We start from the raw sequence: 13303 nt of genomic DNA, 5'->3' as shown, positions 1-13303 counted from the left end.
GGCGGCTGCCTGGACCATGACACCCTCGCGCTCGAGTTTCGCTGATCTGCTGACCGCCGGTTTGTCCAGTGACGCCATTGTCCGGCGCGACGAACCGCTGGCGCGGCGTACGACGCTGCGCGTCGGCGGGCCGGCTGATGTCTACGTGGAACCCGCCTCTGAAAACGATCTCGCCGCAACTGTTCAATTCTGCGCGGCGAACGGCATCCCGTTTTTTGTGTTGGGCCGTGGATCGAACCTGATTGTGCGCGATGGCGGCTTTCGCGGCGTGGTCATCAGCCTGGCGCATCCAGTCTTCAGCCAGATTGAAATTTCCGGGCGACGATTGTCGTGCGGGGCCGGGGCTCGTCTCAAGCAGGTGGCCGTTGACGCAAAGCGAAATGGCCTGGCGGGTTTCGAATTTCTTGAGGGGATTCCCGGCACCGTGGGCGGCGCTCTTCGAATGAATGCCGGGGCCATGGGAGGCGAAACTTTCCAGCTCGTCGAGCGCGTTCGCGTGATGGATCGCAATGGAACCACGGTCGAAATGCAACCTGCCGCGATGGGCGCGGCCTATCGCAATTGCGACGCCTTGAAGGCGCACATTGCGATCTCCGCGGTGTTGGTTGGCAATGTTGACTCTCCCGATGCGATTGCTGCCCGCATGAAAGTCTTCAGCCAGAAGCGTTGGGATTCCCAGCCAGCCGCGCCGAGCGCGGGTTGCATGTTCCGAAATCCAGTGGCGATTTCTGCGGGAAAACTCATCGACGAGCTCGGATTGAAGGGCACGCGCGTGGGCGGCGCCTCGGTGTCGCAGGAACATGGCAATTTTGTGGTGAACGACGGAACCGCAACAGCCAGCGACGTTTTGACTTTGATCCGCGCAGTGCAGCAACGCGCAGCGGCTGAGCGAGGCATCGAACTGCACACCGAAGTGGAAATCATCGGGGAACATTCATTGCCATGAAACGCCTCAACATTACGGTCCTCCTGGGCGGCCCGAGCGCCGAACGCGAGGTGTCGCTGCGCAGCGGGCTTGGCGTGGCGGGGGCATTGCGTACGCTGGGACACGAGGTCACTGAGGTGGATCCGCGCGATGGCACCTTCGTGCTTTCGCCGGGCACCGATGTCGTGTTCCTCGCTCTGCATGGAACGTATGGCGAGGATGGCACCGTGCAGCAGCAACTTGAGAACTTGCGCGTGCCTTACACGGGCTGCGGAGTTGAGGCGAGCCAGATGGCATTCGACAAGGTGCTGACCAAGGAATGCTGCGTTGCCGCGGATGTTTTGACAGCGAAGTCGTTCGTGGTCAGATCGCCCTCCGCGCCGTGGCCGGACGGCTGGGAGCCGCCGCTCGTTGTCAAACCCGTGCGCCAGGGATCGAGCGTTGGATTGCATTTTGTTGATTCAATGGACCAATGGACGGCCGCCGTTTCGTCTGCTTTGAAATTCGATTCCGAGGTGCTCGTGGAAGAGCGGATCATCGGCCGCGAGACAACCGTCGGCATCCTGGGCGGCGCCCCGTTGCCAGTGGTGGAAGTGCGGCCGAAGTGCGGCTCGTATGATTATCGCAGCAAGTACACGCCAGGTTCGACCGAATACTTTTGCCCCGCCGAATTCGATGCCTCAACAACCGCCCGCATCCAGACGGCAGCGCTGTCGGCCTTTCGAGCAATTGGCGGGCGCGACTACGCGCGGGTGGACGTGATGGTGACGACGGAAGGAGCCCCGGTCGTTCTCGAAGTCAATACGCTGCCAGGGATGACTGAAACCAGCTTGCTGCCGAAGGCTGCGAAAGTGGCGGGACTGAGCTATGCCGAGCTGTGTCAGAGAATGGTCGACATGGCATTGCAGCGTCAGAAAAGCTCAAAAACTACTCATTAAAAAAACGTGTTTTGGAAGAAACGAAAAGTCAGGAATCGGCGGCTGGGACGGACGCACGTGCTTGATGTCAAAGTGCGCTCAAGCGTCGCAGCCAAGGCGCGAGCCCGCATGGCGGCGACAGCGCTGGGGGTGACTTGCGGGACGATTCTCGGCCTGTACGCACTCTGGTCGGGTGGGGAATGGCTTTTGAATCGTCTGGTTTACGAGAACCGATCCTTTGCCATTCAAACCATTGATGTTGAAACCGACGGTGTTATTTCGGCCGATCAATTGCGCCGCTGGTCCAAGGTGAAGATTGGGGCGAATCTTCTCTCGCTGGACCTTGCGCAGGTGAGACGCGATCTCGAGATGGCGCCCGTCATCAAGCATGTTTCGCTCGAACGAATTCTTCCGGCCACGTTGCGCATACGGGTTTCGGAACGGGAACCCATCGCCCAGGTGAACATGCCGCGCCCGAATGGCGACGGCCTCGAGTTCGCGGTCTTTCATGTGGACGCTGAAGGTTATGTGCTGCTGCCGCTTGATCCGCGCCAGCGTGCGATTCCGCTGCAGGGTTACAGGAGCGAGTTGCCGTTGTTGTCGGGCATCAGCTTCAGCGAGTTGCAGCCCGGTCGTTCGATGGATTCACCACAGCTCGCGGCCGCGCTTGGGCTCATCCAGGAATTCGCCAGTTGTCCCCTTGCAGGATTGGTTGAGTTGAAGAGGATTGATGTTTCAATGCCGCAGGTGCTGGTCGCCACCACCGACGAAGGCAGTGAAATCACCTTTTCGCTGAACGATTTCGACCGGCAGTTGCGACGGTGGCATGTGGTGCATCAGGAATGCGCCCGATTCCAGCAGCGCATCGCGTCGCTTGACCTTGCCGTGAACGAGAACACGCCGTTGCGTCTGCAGGAAGCCAGCGTGCTGCCGCCCGAGGCTCCCAAATCCGCCAAACCCTCCCGCCAAAGAAGAAAACATGTTTGATTCATCCAGCATCATTGTCGGCCTGGAAATCGGCACGTCCAAGGTGTGCGCCGTAGTCGGCGAAATGAATTCCGAAGGCACCCTCAACGTCGTGGGGCTTGGACAATCCCGTTCGCGGGGCGTTCGCAAGGGGGAGATTTGCGATGCGCCAAAGGTGGAGGAGGACATTCGCAACGCGATCGTGGAGGCGGAACAAATGGCCGACGTTGAAATTCGCAGTGTTTACCTGGGCGTCACGGGCGGCCATGTCCGCGGGTTCAATAATCGCGGCGTTCATCCAATCGTTTCAGCTGACCGCGAAATCTCGGAAGAAGACGTCCAGGACGTCGTGAAGAACGCCAAGACGATCAATTTGCCCGCTCAGAATCATGTCATTCACGCCATCCGGCAGCACTTTTTGGTGGATGGCCAGGATGGGATTGTGAATCCGGTTGGCATGCTGGGATCTCGCGTTGAAGTGGATGTTCACGTCGTGCACGGCAACTTGAACCGCCTGCAGAATGCGATTCGCGCCGTTAAAGGGCTGCAGTTGGAAGTTGATGAAATCGTTTTTACGGGCCTTGGCTCATCGCTGGCATTGCTTACGAACGAACAGAAGGAGCTTGGCGCGCTGGTCATCGACATTGGCGGCGGGACCACTGAATACGTGGTGTATGCCGACGGAGTAATCAAGCACGTGGGTGTGCTTGCAGTTGGGGGGGATCACGTTTCGAACGATCTGGCTTACGGCTTGAAGGTTCCGCTCGGTCGCGCTGAACAATTGAAGATCGAACAGGGCGCTGCGCTGGTCGACGATTCATGCAAGGGACAGACGATCACCATCAGCAACGAGATCGGTCTCGAAATGAAGAAGATCAACCTGGAAAACCTGCGTCGCATCATGGCGCTGCGCCTGGAGGAGTTGTTCCACCTGATCGCGCAAGACATGGAATCGGCGGGCCTTCTTGATTATCTTCGGGCCGGGGTTTTCCTGTGCGGCGGCGGCGCCCGCATTCCGCAAATTGCAAAGCTGGCGGAACTTGTGTTGAACATGCCCGTCACGATCGGCAAAGCCAATTCGATCAATGGGTTGAAGTCGGCCCTGGATCAGCCGGAATTTGCAGCCGCGATCGGGCTTGTGAAATTCGGCTCGTTTCAACAACGCAAACGCGGCGGCAAGCCAAGCCTTGCAGACGGGTTGAAGAGCACTATCGGACAAATCTTTCGACGCTCCTGATTCCATGGAAACTCCTGAACAATCCGGGCCAGCCGTGCCGCAAGGCGTTCGCATCAAAGTTTTCGGCGTCGGCAATGCCGGCCTCAACATCCTGGAACACGTCATGAAAAGCTGCGCCACCCGCGCAGAGTTCGCATCGGTGAACACCGACAACGTTTCGTTGCTGGGATCCTCGGCGCCCGAAAAGATCAGCCTCGAATCACGTTTGATGAGGGGGCTTGGAACGGGCGGCGACCCCGAGCGTGGACGCGCTGCGGCGGAACAGAATGTCGCGGTCTTAAAGGCGGCGTGCACCGGCGTGGATGTGGTGTTCATTGTCACAGGGTTGGGCGGGGGCGCCGGTTCGGGGATCAGTCCCGTGCTGGCGCGGACGGCGCGTGAGGCGGGAGCGCTCGTGCTGGCGTTCGCGACGCTTCCCTTCGATTGCGAAGGCAACAGGCGGCACCAGCAGGCGCGCGCCAGTCTGCACGAATTGAAGTCCGCGGCCGACGGCGTGCTCTGCCTGCCGAACCAGAAGTTGTTCAAGCTGATTGACGAGAACGCGACTGTCCTGGAGACCTTCAGGCTTTCCAATGAGCTCGTTTCTGAGGGCGCCTGCGGCATGGCCCGGCTCGTTCTTTCAAAAGGCCTGATCGAAATTCATTTCGCTGACCTTTGTGATTTTCTGAGGGAACGCCAGGGCGAGAGTTGCTACGCCACGGCTGAAGGTGCTGGCGCGACGCGTTCAAGGGAGGTCGTCGACAAACTGCTCGTTCACCCCATGCTCGACAGCGGCAAGGCCCTCGCTGAAGCATCGGCCGTGCTGGTGAGCGTCGTTGCCGGGACGGATCTTACCATGGCGGAAATCAATCGTGTGATGGAGCACATTAACGGCAAGTGCACGCACGCCGAGGTGATCATGGGCGCTGCTGTTGACCCGGGGTTTGCAGATCGAATGTCGGTGACACTCGTCGCCGTGCGGCGTGCCGCGCCCGCTGAGCTTCGGCCGCAGGCGGAGGCGGAAGCGCCCGCCACTGCGCGCGCAACGGAGATGCCGTTCGACACCCAGCTGCATCGGGCTTCCACGGCGCGGCCGCAATCGCGGTTCGTGCCGCCGCCACCGGCCATGTCCCCTGAGCGAATGGAACAACTCGCCAGCACGCAGGCTGGGTCCCGCGGGAGGAAGTCAGCTCCCCGGCTGCGGCAGACACAGTTGCCGCTCGAAATTGTTTCGAAAGGCCGATTCGATAAGAGCGAACCGACCATTCACAAGGGAGAAGACCTGGACGTGCCGACCTACATTCGGCGCGGAATAGCGCTGAATTAGCGGTTAAAATCACTGCCAGCAAGCCCGGGACAACGCAGGGGCATCTTGGAGGAGCGTCCCGGCGACATTCCCGGAAAAGAAAAAGGACAGGCAACGCGCCTGTCCGTGGATTCCAAAGAAGCTTTGCAGCCTATTTCTTTTTGCGCGAAGTCGTTGCTTCCTCTTCTTCTTCGCCTTCGTCCCCTTCCGCTTCCTCAACGTTGATGGCGCTTTCCGCGACATCCGTGAGCTTTTCATCCGTCTGCTCCTCTTCGCTGAGGGTTTCCTCAAGCACATCGGCGGCTTCATCTTCTCCGAGCAATCGAGCCCAGGAGACGAGCGAACCATAGGAAGCGATCTCGTAATGCTCGATCTTCTGGGCCGCGCAGATCAAGGCGGCATCGCCGGATTCCTCTTCAATGAGTTCCTTGCCTTCTGCGATCAGGCCTTCCATCGCCTTGCACTTCTTGCCCTTGGGCGTTTCATCGAACAACTCGAACACGCGTTCGAGACGTTCGATTTGCGCCTCGGTTTCCTCGAGATGCGTTTCGAACGCTTCCTTCAATTCTTCGTGCTCAGCGGCTTTTGCCATTTTCGGCAGCGCCTTGGTAATCTGTTTTTCGGCATCGTACAGGTCCTTCAATTCTTCAATGAACGTTTCGCGCAAATCACTCATATGTTCTCCTATGGTTAACGGTTTGTCCGCGCACCATACGGCGTCGCGCGCGGGAGTCACAATGGGTTGAATACCGGGGACGGCGCGCGGATTTTCGCGAAAATGAAGGCGTCAGGACGGCTTCAGCTTTTTTTCTTTCGCGGAAGCGACTTGCGTTTCGTTTTGGCCAGATCCCGCAACTGCTTCTGGCTCATCGAATCGTACATGCTGCGCGACGCGCCTTTCAGTGAGCTCTTGCTCTTTCCGCCGCGCTTGGCTGAAAGCGCTGCGCCTGCGGCTTTCTGCTGTTGTTTTGATTTTGCTGGCATGCGCCCACAATGAAAATCCCGGCTCCGTTTGCAATCAGGTGTTTGCCTCCCGTGCGCCTCGCACCCGCAGCCGATCATGCGCGAGCCAGCTCAGCCGCAACCAGCACACGTTTGCGATCCCGTCCCCATCTGTAATCGCCAATGACGCCCGTCTCGCGAATCACGCGATGGCATGGAATTAGAAAGGCAACGGCATTTGCACCGACGGCGCTTCCCACTGCGCGGGCGGCCTTTGGATGGCCAACCTGTTGGGCAAGGCGGCTGTAGGTGGTGAGCTGGCCGGCCGGGATTGCAAGCAACGCCTGCCAGACGCGCGTCTGAAACGGGGTTCCCCGAACGTAGACAGAAAGCGGCTGCGGCGTCGCATGGATGCCCGGTTTGGGAGCAAACACATGAGCGGCATATTCATTGGCACGCGTGTCGTTGCGGCGGATGACGGCATGAGGCCATTCCGCCTGCAACTGCGCCCACGCAAGTGTTTCTTCGCCGAGCTCCACAAACCGAAGATGACAGACACCACGGGGGCTCTCGGCAATGAGGCAGATGCCGAATGGGGTTGGCGCAAATCCCCCGTTCAGTGTCCAACCGGCGCCGCCTGATTTTAATTCACCCGGCGATGCTGCGGCAAGGCTGACGCAGAGGTCGTGCGCGCGGCCCGGGCCTGATAATCCCGCGTCCAGCGCAGCATGCAGCACGCTGCTGCCGTTCTGCAGCGCACGTTTCACGCGCTCTGCCGTCAGGCATTGGAGAAAGTCCTTGGGCGTTACTCCCGCCCAGTTTGAGAACAGGCGATGGAAATGAAAACTGCTCAGCCCACTGATGCGAGCGAGCGTGGCAAGATCGGGCTGGTCGGCCTGGTGTTCGTCCAGATAACGAATAGCGTTTGCGATGCGCTGGTAGTGGAACCCTGCTGGTTGCATGAGACGAGCATGACACACCCGGAATTTCCCTCCACCCGATTCTTGCGAAGCGGCGCTTGCCCCGGTAAAGCGCCTGGCCCCGGTAGGTAAATACCTACCCCTATTCCGAGCAAAATAGATATTGCTATCTGGAACGGCACAGCACAAGGTATCGCAAATCTGTCCAAGCAATTGCAATCAAAGGCATGGTAATCCTCAGGTGAACTAGGTTCAGTGGAGATTTTAGACCCGGCAGTCGGGAACAGTCTCAGAAAGCAGCGCAGGCGACGGATGAATAGAGTATGAATAACAAATTGTTTGTAGGAAATCTTTCCTTCAACACCACAGAAAATGACCTCCAGGACGCATTCGGCGCCCATGGAACGGTCCTCGAAGCCAACCTGATGATGGATAAGATGAGCGGGCGGTCCCGCGGCTTCGCATTCGTCACAATGAGCACTCCTGAGGAAGCTCAAAAAGCCATTGACGCGATGAACGGCAAGTCTGTTGACGGCCGCGCGTTGACAGTTAACATCGCTCGCCCGCGTGAAGAACGTCCCGGCAACGGCGGCGGCGGCGCGCGTCGGTTCGGTGGTGGCGGCGGTGGTGGTGGCGGCGGCGGTCCTCGTCGCGAACGTCACTAACCCCATCGGTTTTTTCTATCGCGGGGCCCGGGTTTTCCCGGGCCCTTTTTTTGTGCGCCCGCCAGGGCGCACTGACTAGTTGGTTAGAGTCCAATGCAGGCCCGGCCAGGGGAACTGCTAGCCGAACAGCAAGGGGTGTGTGAACGACGCTGAGGTTTTACCCCTCACCCCCTACCGATGCGCCCGCACTTCCCACCTTGCAGGATTCCCATTCGCATGCGACAGGCGACTATGAACACTCGCAGCGGTGAAACGTCAGCGCAGCGCGGCCGCGACAACCGGCGGCGCACAGAAGGACCGGGAATCCCGAAAAGGGCGGAATCAAATCGCCGCAGCCACGCAACGAGCGGGGGAAAACCTGATCAAACCGGCACCACGCAGGGCCAAAACGGAGAGCAGGGAAATACCACCCGAAAAGCAAATTCGCGTCCGATCGGAAAGCTAAGGCATTGATCGGCTTTGCCAGGAAGTTCCCCCGGGCCTGAGCCCTGAATCAGCCGATTTGAAAATGCGGCAACTCGGCCATTTTCGCCTTTGCTTGTCTGGCCTCATCCCGCTGGTATCTTCCGCGCATGAACGGAGAAACCAACATTGCTTTCATCAAGGAAGATCCGTGGCGCATCTTCCGCATCATGGCGGAATTCGTCGATTCTTTCGAAACCCTGTCGACAGTTGGACCCGGCGTCACCGTTTTTGGCTCCGCCCGGATGCTTCCAACCAACCCGTATTATCAGGCGTGCGTGGACCTGACCCAGGCGCTTGCTGCGCACAATCTCGCCATTGTCACGGGTGGCGGCCCTGGGATCATGGAGGCAGCCAACAAGGGCGCGGCTCTCGCCAAGGGAAAATCCGTGGGGCTCAACATCCTGCTTCCGCATGAGCAGCGCGGCAATCGTTACGCCAATATCCCGCTCAATTTCCATTACTTCTTCTCGCGCAAGGTTTGTTTCGTGAAATACAGCATTGCGTTCATCTACATGCCGGGAGGATTGGGAACGCTCGATGAGTTTTTCGAGGTCATGACCCTGATCCAGACAAAGAAGATTCCCGAATATCCGATCATCTTGTTCGGGCGCGAGTTCTGGAAAGGGGTGATTCAATGGATGAAAGACCAGCTCGAGACTAACAAGTACATCAGCCCTGAAGACCTGAACCTTTTCACACTGACCGATGACCCGCAGGAAGCCATCGACATCATCCTCGATTACAAGCGGCGGGTCGGGCCGCCGGAAGTCATGCCCAAGGCGCTGGCCTGATTGAATCGCATGTACCAGGTGACTCGCCTCCCGAACGGGCTGACTGTGGCCACCGCGGAATTGCCGCATATGGCAAGCGTGAGCCTCGGAATCTGGGTAGGCGTCGGTTCCCGCTTTGAGGCCAGGGAGCTGAATGGCGTCTGCCACTTCATCGAGCACATGCTGTTCAAGGGCACGCGCCGCCGCACACCCAAGGAAATCTCCGAATCGGTCGAGGGCGTCGGCGGATATCTCAACGCCTTCACCAGCGAAGAGTTCACGTGTTTTCACGCGCGGGCCTGTGCGGACCGGTTTGATGATCTCCTCGATGTCCTGACCGACATGTTCCTCTGCTCAACGTTTTCTCCCGACGACATCCGGAAGGAACGCGATGTGATCAAGGAAGAGGTGGCGATGTATCTCGACCAGCCGCAGCATCACGTCCAGGAACTGTTGAATGCAACGTTGTGGCCGGATCAGCCGCTGGGCCGGCCGATCACGGGCACGAATCGTTCCTTGGACGGTTTGCGCCGCGAGCAGTTGGTTGGCTTTCTCAAGGAAAACTACGTCACGGGCAGCACGGTGATTGCCGCTGCGGGAAAGTTGTCGCATCGGCAGGTGGTGAGGAAAGTGCAGCGGGCCTGCCGCCGCATGCGTCAGGCACCGCGTCCGGGATTTCTGCCTGTGCGGATCGAGCAGAGTGGCGTGCAGGTGCGTATTGCGACCCGCAGAACCGAGCAGACGCAAATTGCCATCGGCGTTCGCACCTGTTCGCGCCATGACCGCCGGCGTCACGCGGTTCGCCTGCTCAATGCAGTGCTGGGCGAAAACATGAGTTCGCGCCTGTTCCAGATCATTCGCGAAGACCGCGGCCTGGCCTACTCGATCTACAGCACGCCCAGTTTTTTTCATGAAACCGGCGACCTGGTGATTTCCGTTGGTTTGGACGCCAACAACGTCCAAAAGACATTGAAGCTCATTCAGCGTGAACTGAAACGGCTTCGCGATGAGCCCCCCGGCAAGGCGGAATTGCAGCGGGCGCGCGATTACGTGATCGGCCAAAACGATCTTGGCCTCGAAAGCACGGACAACCAGATGAACTGGATTGGCGAGAACGTCCTCTGCTACGGCCGCGTGATCCGGCCGGGCGAGGCGAAGCGATCGTTGCAGCGGGTGACGGCAAATGAAGTCAGGAGCGCGGCGCGCGATTTCTTTCGACCCGATCGCCTCAACCTGGCGCTTGTCAGTCCTGCAAAGAGCGCGGCCGGGTTGGATCGCATCCTCCGAATGTGACGGGCCCTTTATGCGCTCCCTGATTGAGACACTTGCGTTCGCCGGGTCGCCCGAACAACTCGCCGCGGCCGTGCATGACACACGGGGCGTCATGTTGTTGCGCAGCCTGGAACCCTCCGGTTCGGCGGCAACAACGGTTCCGGAATCCACACCATGCCGCTACTCGTTCCTGACGGCGCGCCCATTCCTGACGTTTCGCTCGTTTGGTTCACGCTGTGAGATCCGGGCCGGAAAAGGAGACGCATTTCAGGTGCAGTTTGGAAATCCATGGCACCTGCTGGACAGCCTGATGGCCCGCTGTGAACTGCTGGAAGAAGCGGATCTTCCGTTCCCATTGGGGGGCTGTTTTGGTTATTGGGGCTACGACCTCAAGAATTTCGTGGAACCACGCCTGCCGCGGCGCGCGGCCAGCGACATGGAATTGCCAGATGCCCACGTCGGTTTCTACGACAGCCTGGTGGTGTTCGATCACTCGCTCGGAACAACGTGGGTGATCTCCACGGGAATGGGTGACGATGGGGCTCGCGGCGAGGCGCGCGCGCGGGAGCAATTGGAATTCTGGAAGGAACGTGCGCGGAATTGCTCGCCGAACATCGCGCGCACGGCAGGCGATGATCGTGCAACCACATGGAACAGTCATTCCACACGGGATGAATTCCTGTCAGGTGTTGCCCGCGCGCAGGCGTACATCCGCGCGGGTGATATATATCAGGTGAACCTATCGCATCGCGTTTGCGTTCCGTGGCGCAACAACGGATGGGAACTGTTCCTTCGACTCGGCGCTGTTTCGCCCGCTCCATTCGCCGCATACCTTGATTGCGATGATTTCGTAATTGCTTCCTCATCGCCCGAACAGTTCCTGCGGGTGAGCGGCTCGCACATCCGGACGCGTCCGATCAAGGGAACACGCCCGCGCGCGGACGATCCCACCCGGGATGCGCAACTTGGATACGAACTGCAGACGAGTCCGAAGGAACGATCGGAATTGGTGATGATTACAGACCTGCTGCGCAACGATCTCGGCCGGGTTTGTGAATACGGGACTGTAATGGTTCCTGATTTGATGCGCCTGGAGCGCTACGCCCACGTGCAGCACCTGGTCTCGACGGTAGAAGGACGGCTTCGCAGCGATGTCACCCATTTTGCAGCGTTTGCCTCGTGCTTTCCGGGCGGCAGCATCACTGGCGCGCCGAAGATTCGCGCAATGGAAATCATTGACGAACTGGAACCGCTCGCGCGGGGTCCTTACACAGGCGCACTCGGATACCTCGGGTTCAATCGCGAAACCCAGCTGAGCATCGTGATCCGCACGGCGGTGTGCAAAGGGGGCAATGCGTATTTCAATGTCGGTGCCGGAATTGTCGCAGACTCCAGTCCCGAAGCCGAATATGAGGAGACGCTGGCGAAGGCCGCCGGTTTCTTTCAAGCCGTCGGGCAGGGTGCCTGTGCCGCCCATCCATTGCTGAACCCAGGTTGAGAGCCGGGTCAGCAGCCTGAAAATTTTACTCAGTGCGCAACCGGCTTTCGGTTAAAACATTCCCGTGCAGGTGTTCATCAACGGCCAATTCGTAACTGAAGAGCAGGCGACTGTCTCCGTGTTCGACCGCTCCTTCCTGTACGGCGACGGATTGTTCGAGACACTGTATTTTGCGAACCGGGTTGTGTTTCGGTTTGCTGCGCATTGGGAACGGCTCGTTGCAGGCGCGGCGTTCCTAAAGGTCGTGCTGCCATATTCGGGCGCCGAGATCAGGCGGCATATGGATGAACTGATTCAACGCAATCGCACGACCAATGGACTCCTGCGGCTCACGCTTTCACGCGGGGTGGGTGTGCGCGGCTATTCGCCCAGCGGCGCCAACAAGCCGACACTCGTCATGTCCGTGCACCCAGCACCTGACAGATCCGCCATTCAAACGCCGTGGAAGCTCGTCACCTCTTCGTTTCGCCTGCCAGCAAATGAGCCGCTCGCGCTGTTCAAGACCTGTAACAAGCTGCCGCAGGTCCTGGCTCGCGCGGAAGCGGATGCGTCTGGAGCGCAGGAAGCGCTTCTCCTGAACACCGACGGGAACGTGGTGGAAGCCAGCAGCAGCAACCTGTTTTGGATGGAGAATGCCAGTGTCTGCACTGCGCCCTTGTCCAGTGGCGTCCTTGCGGGTGTGACGCGCTCGGTGGTGCTGGAACTTTGCGCCCAGCGTGGATTGAAAGCCTGCGAGAAGGCGGTCACCACTTCAGAACTGCGCGGATCCGATGGTGTTTTTCTTTCCCTAAGTTCCTTTGGCATCGTGGCCGCCGGCTCCCTTGATGGCGTGCCGCTGAAGCAACATGCGATGATCAACGACCTGCGTGAAATCTACTGGCAACGGGTGAACCAGGAAACCCTTAGCGCCCGCTCCTGAACCCGCTCGCGTTCACGGGTTCGACGGCTGCCCGAACAACGCCTCCCGCATTCCAGGAAGGGGTTGCTGCTTCTCACGATCCCAATAACGAAAATTCGCGCTCCAATCCCAGATTGCCCAGCCGATTCCCAATTCCTCCGCGGTTTTTCGGAACTGTTCGTAGTATCGCGTGCGCGATTCAGCGTCCACCTTGTAATAGCAGCCGAACTCGCCGATGTGCACGGGGCGGCCGTAGTGATCTGACCAGGCGCGGGCTTGACGCAGTTTTTCGCGAAACGCGGTCGCGCTCACAGGATTGTTTCCGGCGGGCTGCGTGTTGTACTGCTTGACACGGTCATGAACCCAGGGAGCCGCCTGCACGTTGGTGGCAATGGTCAGCGGTGTTTCAGGAGGACCGGGAAAGCGAAAGCCCGTCACCTTGACGTCGGGTCCGCCCCAGGACGTTCCCTGATGCGTGAAATGAAACGGGTCGTAACAGTGAACCGAAACGATGACATTGTCGTCGGGCGGCAAAACCAGGTT

Annotated in this window: 14 protein-coding genes; 10 read left to right on the top strand and 4 right to left on the bottom strand. The window is 59.2% G+C overall.

The window, feature by feature from the left end:
* Positions 1-16 precede the first annotated feature (16 nt).
* From murB to VEH04_02385, 5 genes are read left to right on the top strand one after another with little or no spacing between them, the layout of a single operon-like run.
* Positions 17-946, top strand: a complete 930-nt coding sequence (murB, locus tag VEH04_02405; GenBank protein HYG21606.1) for a UDP-N-acetylmuramate dehydrogenase — start codon at positions 17-19, stop codon at positions 944-946.
* Entirely contained in the window at positions 943-1863 is a 921-nt protein-coding gene (locus VEH04_02400; GenBank protein ID HYG21605.1) for a D-alanine--D-alanine ligase, read from the top strand. Before murB ends, VEH04_02400 begins: the two co-directional genes overlap by 4 nt.
* Before the next feature lie 6 nt (positions 1864-1869).
* Positions 1870-2829, top strand: a complete 960-nt coding sequence (locus VEH04_02395; protein ID HYG21604.1) for an FtsQ-type POTRA domain-containing protein — start codon at positions 1870-1872, stop codon at positions 2827-2829.
* Positions 2822-4045 carry a cell division protein FtsA gene (ftsA, locus tag VEH04_02390; GenBank protein ID HYG21603.1) on the top strand — a complete coding sequence of 408 codons (1224 nt, stop codon included), beginning with the start codon at positions 2822-2824 and terminating at the stop codon, positions 4043-4045. The genes VEH04_02395 and ftsA overlap by 8 nt, the downstream gene beginning before the upstream one ends.
* 4 nt (positions 4046-4049) lie before the next feature.
* Positions 4050-5351, top strand: coding sequence for a cell division protein FtsZ (locus VEH04_02385; protein ID HYG21602.1), 1302 nt, complete (start codon positions 4050-4052; stop codon positions 5349-5351).
* A 130-nt stretch (positions 5352-5481) separates the two neighbouring features.
* Here VEH04_02385 and VEH04_02380 read toward each other — a convergent pair whose 3' ends face one another.
* From VEH04_02380 to VEH04_02370, 3 genes are all read right to left on the bottom strand, one after another.
* On the bottom strand, positions 5482-6006 hold the full coding sequence (locus VEH04_02380; protein ID HYG21601.1) for a ferritin-like domain-containing protein: 525 nt from the start codon (positions 6004-6006) through the stop codon (positions 5482-5484).
* A gap of 122 nt (positions 6007-6128) precedes the next feature.
* Positions 6129-6314: a DUF3008 family protein gene (locus VEH04_02375; protein ID HYG21600.1), complete on the bottom strand. Its 186-nt coding sequence runs from the start codon at positions 6312-6314 to the stop codon at positions 6129-6131.
* A 74-nt stretch (positions 6315-6388) separates the two neighbouring features.
* Complete coding sequence (locus tag VEH04_02370; protein ID HYG21599.1) at positions 6389-7234, bottom strand: methylated-DNA--[protein]-cysteine S-methyltransferase; 846 nt, start codon at positions 7232-7234, stop codon at positions 6389-6391.
* 281 nt (positions 7235-7515) lie between these two features.
* Between VEH04_02370 and VEH04_02365 the strand changes: the two genes are divergently transcribed.
* The 5 genes from VEH04_02365 (at position 7516) to pabC (ending at position 12781) form a co-directional block, all read left to right on the top strand.
* Positions 7516-7857, top strand: coding sequence for an RNA-binding protein (locus VEH04_02365; protein HYG21598.1), 342 nt, complete (start codon positions 7516-7518; stop codon positions 7855-7857).
* Positions 7858-8429: 572 nt separating this feature from the next.
* A complete protein-coding gene (locus VEH04_02360; GenBank protein ID HYG21597.1) occupies positions 8430-9113 on the top strand; it encodes a TIGR00730 family Rossman fold protein in 684 nt (227 codons plus the stop codon).
* 9 nt (positions 9114-9122) lie between these two features.
* On the top strand, positions 9123-10385 hold the full coding sequence (locus tag VEH04_02355) for a pitrilysin family protein (GenBank protein HYG21596.1): 1263 nt from the start codon (positions 9123-9125) through the stop codon (positions 10383-10385).
* A 10-nt stretch (positions 10386-10395) separates the two neighbouring features.
* The gene (pabB, locus tag VEH04_02350) at positions 10396-11862 is read left to right on the top strand and encodes an aminodeoxychorismate synthase component I (GenBank protein HYG21595.1); all 1467 of its coding nucleotides are present in this window, start codon (positions 10396-10398) and stop codon (positions 11860-11862) included.
* A gap of 64 nt (positions 11863-11926) precedes the next feature.
* Positions 11927-12781: an aminodeoxychorismate lyase gene (gene pabC / locus VEH04_02345; GenBank protein HYG21594.1), complete on the top strand. Its 855-nt coding sequence runs from the start codon at positions 11927-11929 to the stop codon at positions 12779-12781.
* 12 nt (positions 12782-12793) lie between these two features.
* On the opposite strand, the gene VEH04_02340 is transcribed toward pabC, so the two are convergent.
* Positions 12794-13303: cellulase family glycosylhydrolase (locus VEH04_02340; protein ID HYG21593.1), on the bottom strand; the 510-nt coding region annotated here is incomplete at its 5' end.

It is taken from the genome of Verrucomicrobiia bacterium (genome assembly GCA_035629175.1).
Classification (GTDB): domain Bacteria; phylum Verrucomicrobiota; class Verrucomicrobiia; order Limisphaerales; family DASXHY01; genus DASXHY01.
This window is presented reverse-complemented; position numbering and strand designations above follow the sequence as displayed.

Excerpts from the sequence above, each read along its gene's own strand:
- murB (HYG21606.1), top strand. The coding sequence starts at position 17 with ATGACACCCTCGCGCTCGAGTTTCGCTGATCTGCTGACCGCCGGTTTG.
- VEH04_02400 (HYG21605.1), top strand. The coding sequence starts at position 943 with ATGAAACGCCTCAACATTACGGTCCTCCTGGGCGGCCCGAGCGCCGAA.
- ftsA (HYG21603.1), top strand. The coding sequence starts at position 2,822 with ATGTTTGATTCATCCAGCATCATTGTCGGCCTGGAAATCGGCACGTCC.
- VEH04_02385 (HYG21602.1), top strand. The coding sequence starts at position 4,050 with ATGGAAACTCCTGAACAATCCGGGCCAGCCGTGCCGCAAGGCGTTCGC.
- VEH04_02380 (HYG21601.1), bottom strand. The coding sequence starts at position 6,006 with ATGAGTGATTTGCGCGAAACGTTCATTGAAGAATTGAAGGACCTGTAC.
- VEH04_02375 (HYG21600.1), bottom strand. The coding sequence starts at position 6,314 with ATGCCAGCAAAATCAAAACAACAGCAGAAAGCCGCAGGCGCAGCGCTT.
- VEH04_02370 (HYG21599.1), bottom strand. The coding sequence starts at position 7,234 with ATGCAACCAGCAGGGTTCCACTACCAGCGCATCGCAAACGCTATTCGT.
- VEH04_02365 (HYG21598.1), top strand. The coding sequence starts at position 7,516 with ATGAATAACAAATTGTTTGTAGGAAATCTTTCCTTCAACACCACAGAA.
- VEH04_02360 (HYG21597.1), top strand. The coding sequence starts at position 8,430 with ATGAACGGAGAAACCAACATTGCTTTCATCAAGGAAGATCCGTGGCGC.
- VEH04_02355 (HYG21596.1), top strand. The coding sequence starts at position 9,123 with ATGTACCAGGTGACTCGCCTCCCGAACGGGCTGACTGTGGCCACCGCG.
- pabB (HYG21595.1), top strand. The coding sequence starts at position 10,396 with ATGCGCTCCCTGATTGAGACACTTGCGTTCGCCGGGTCGCCCGAACAA.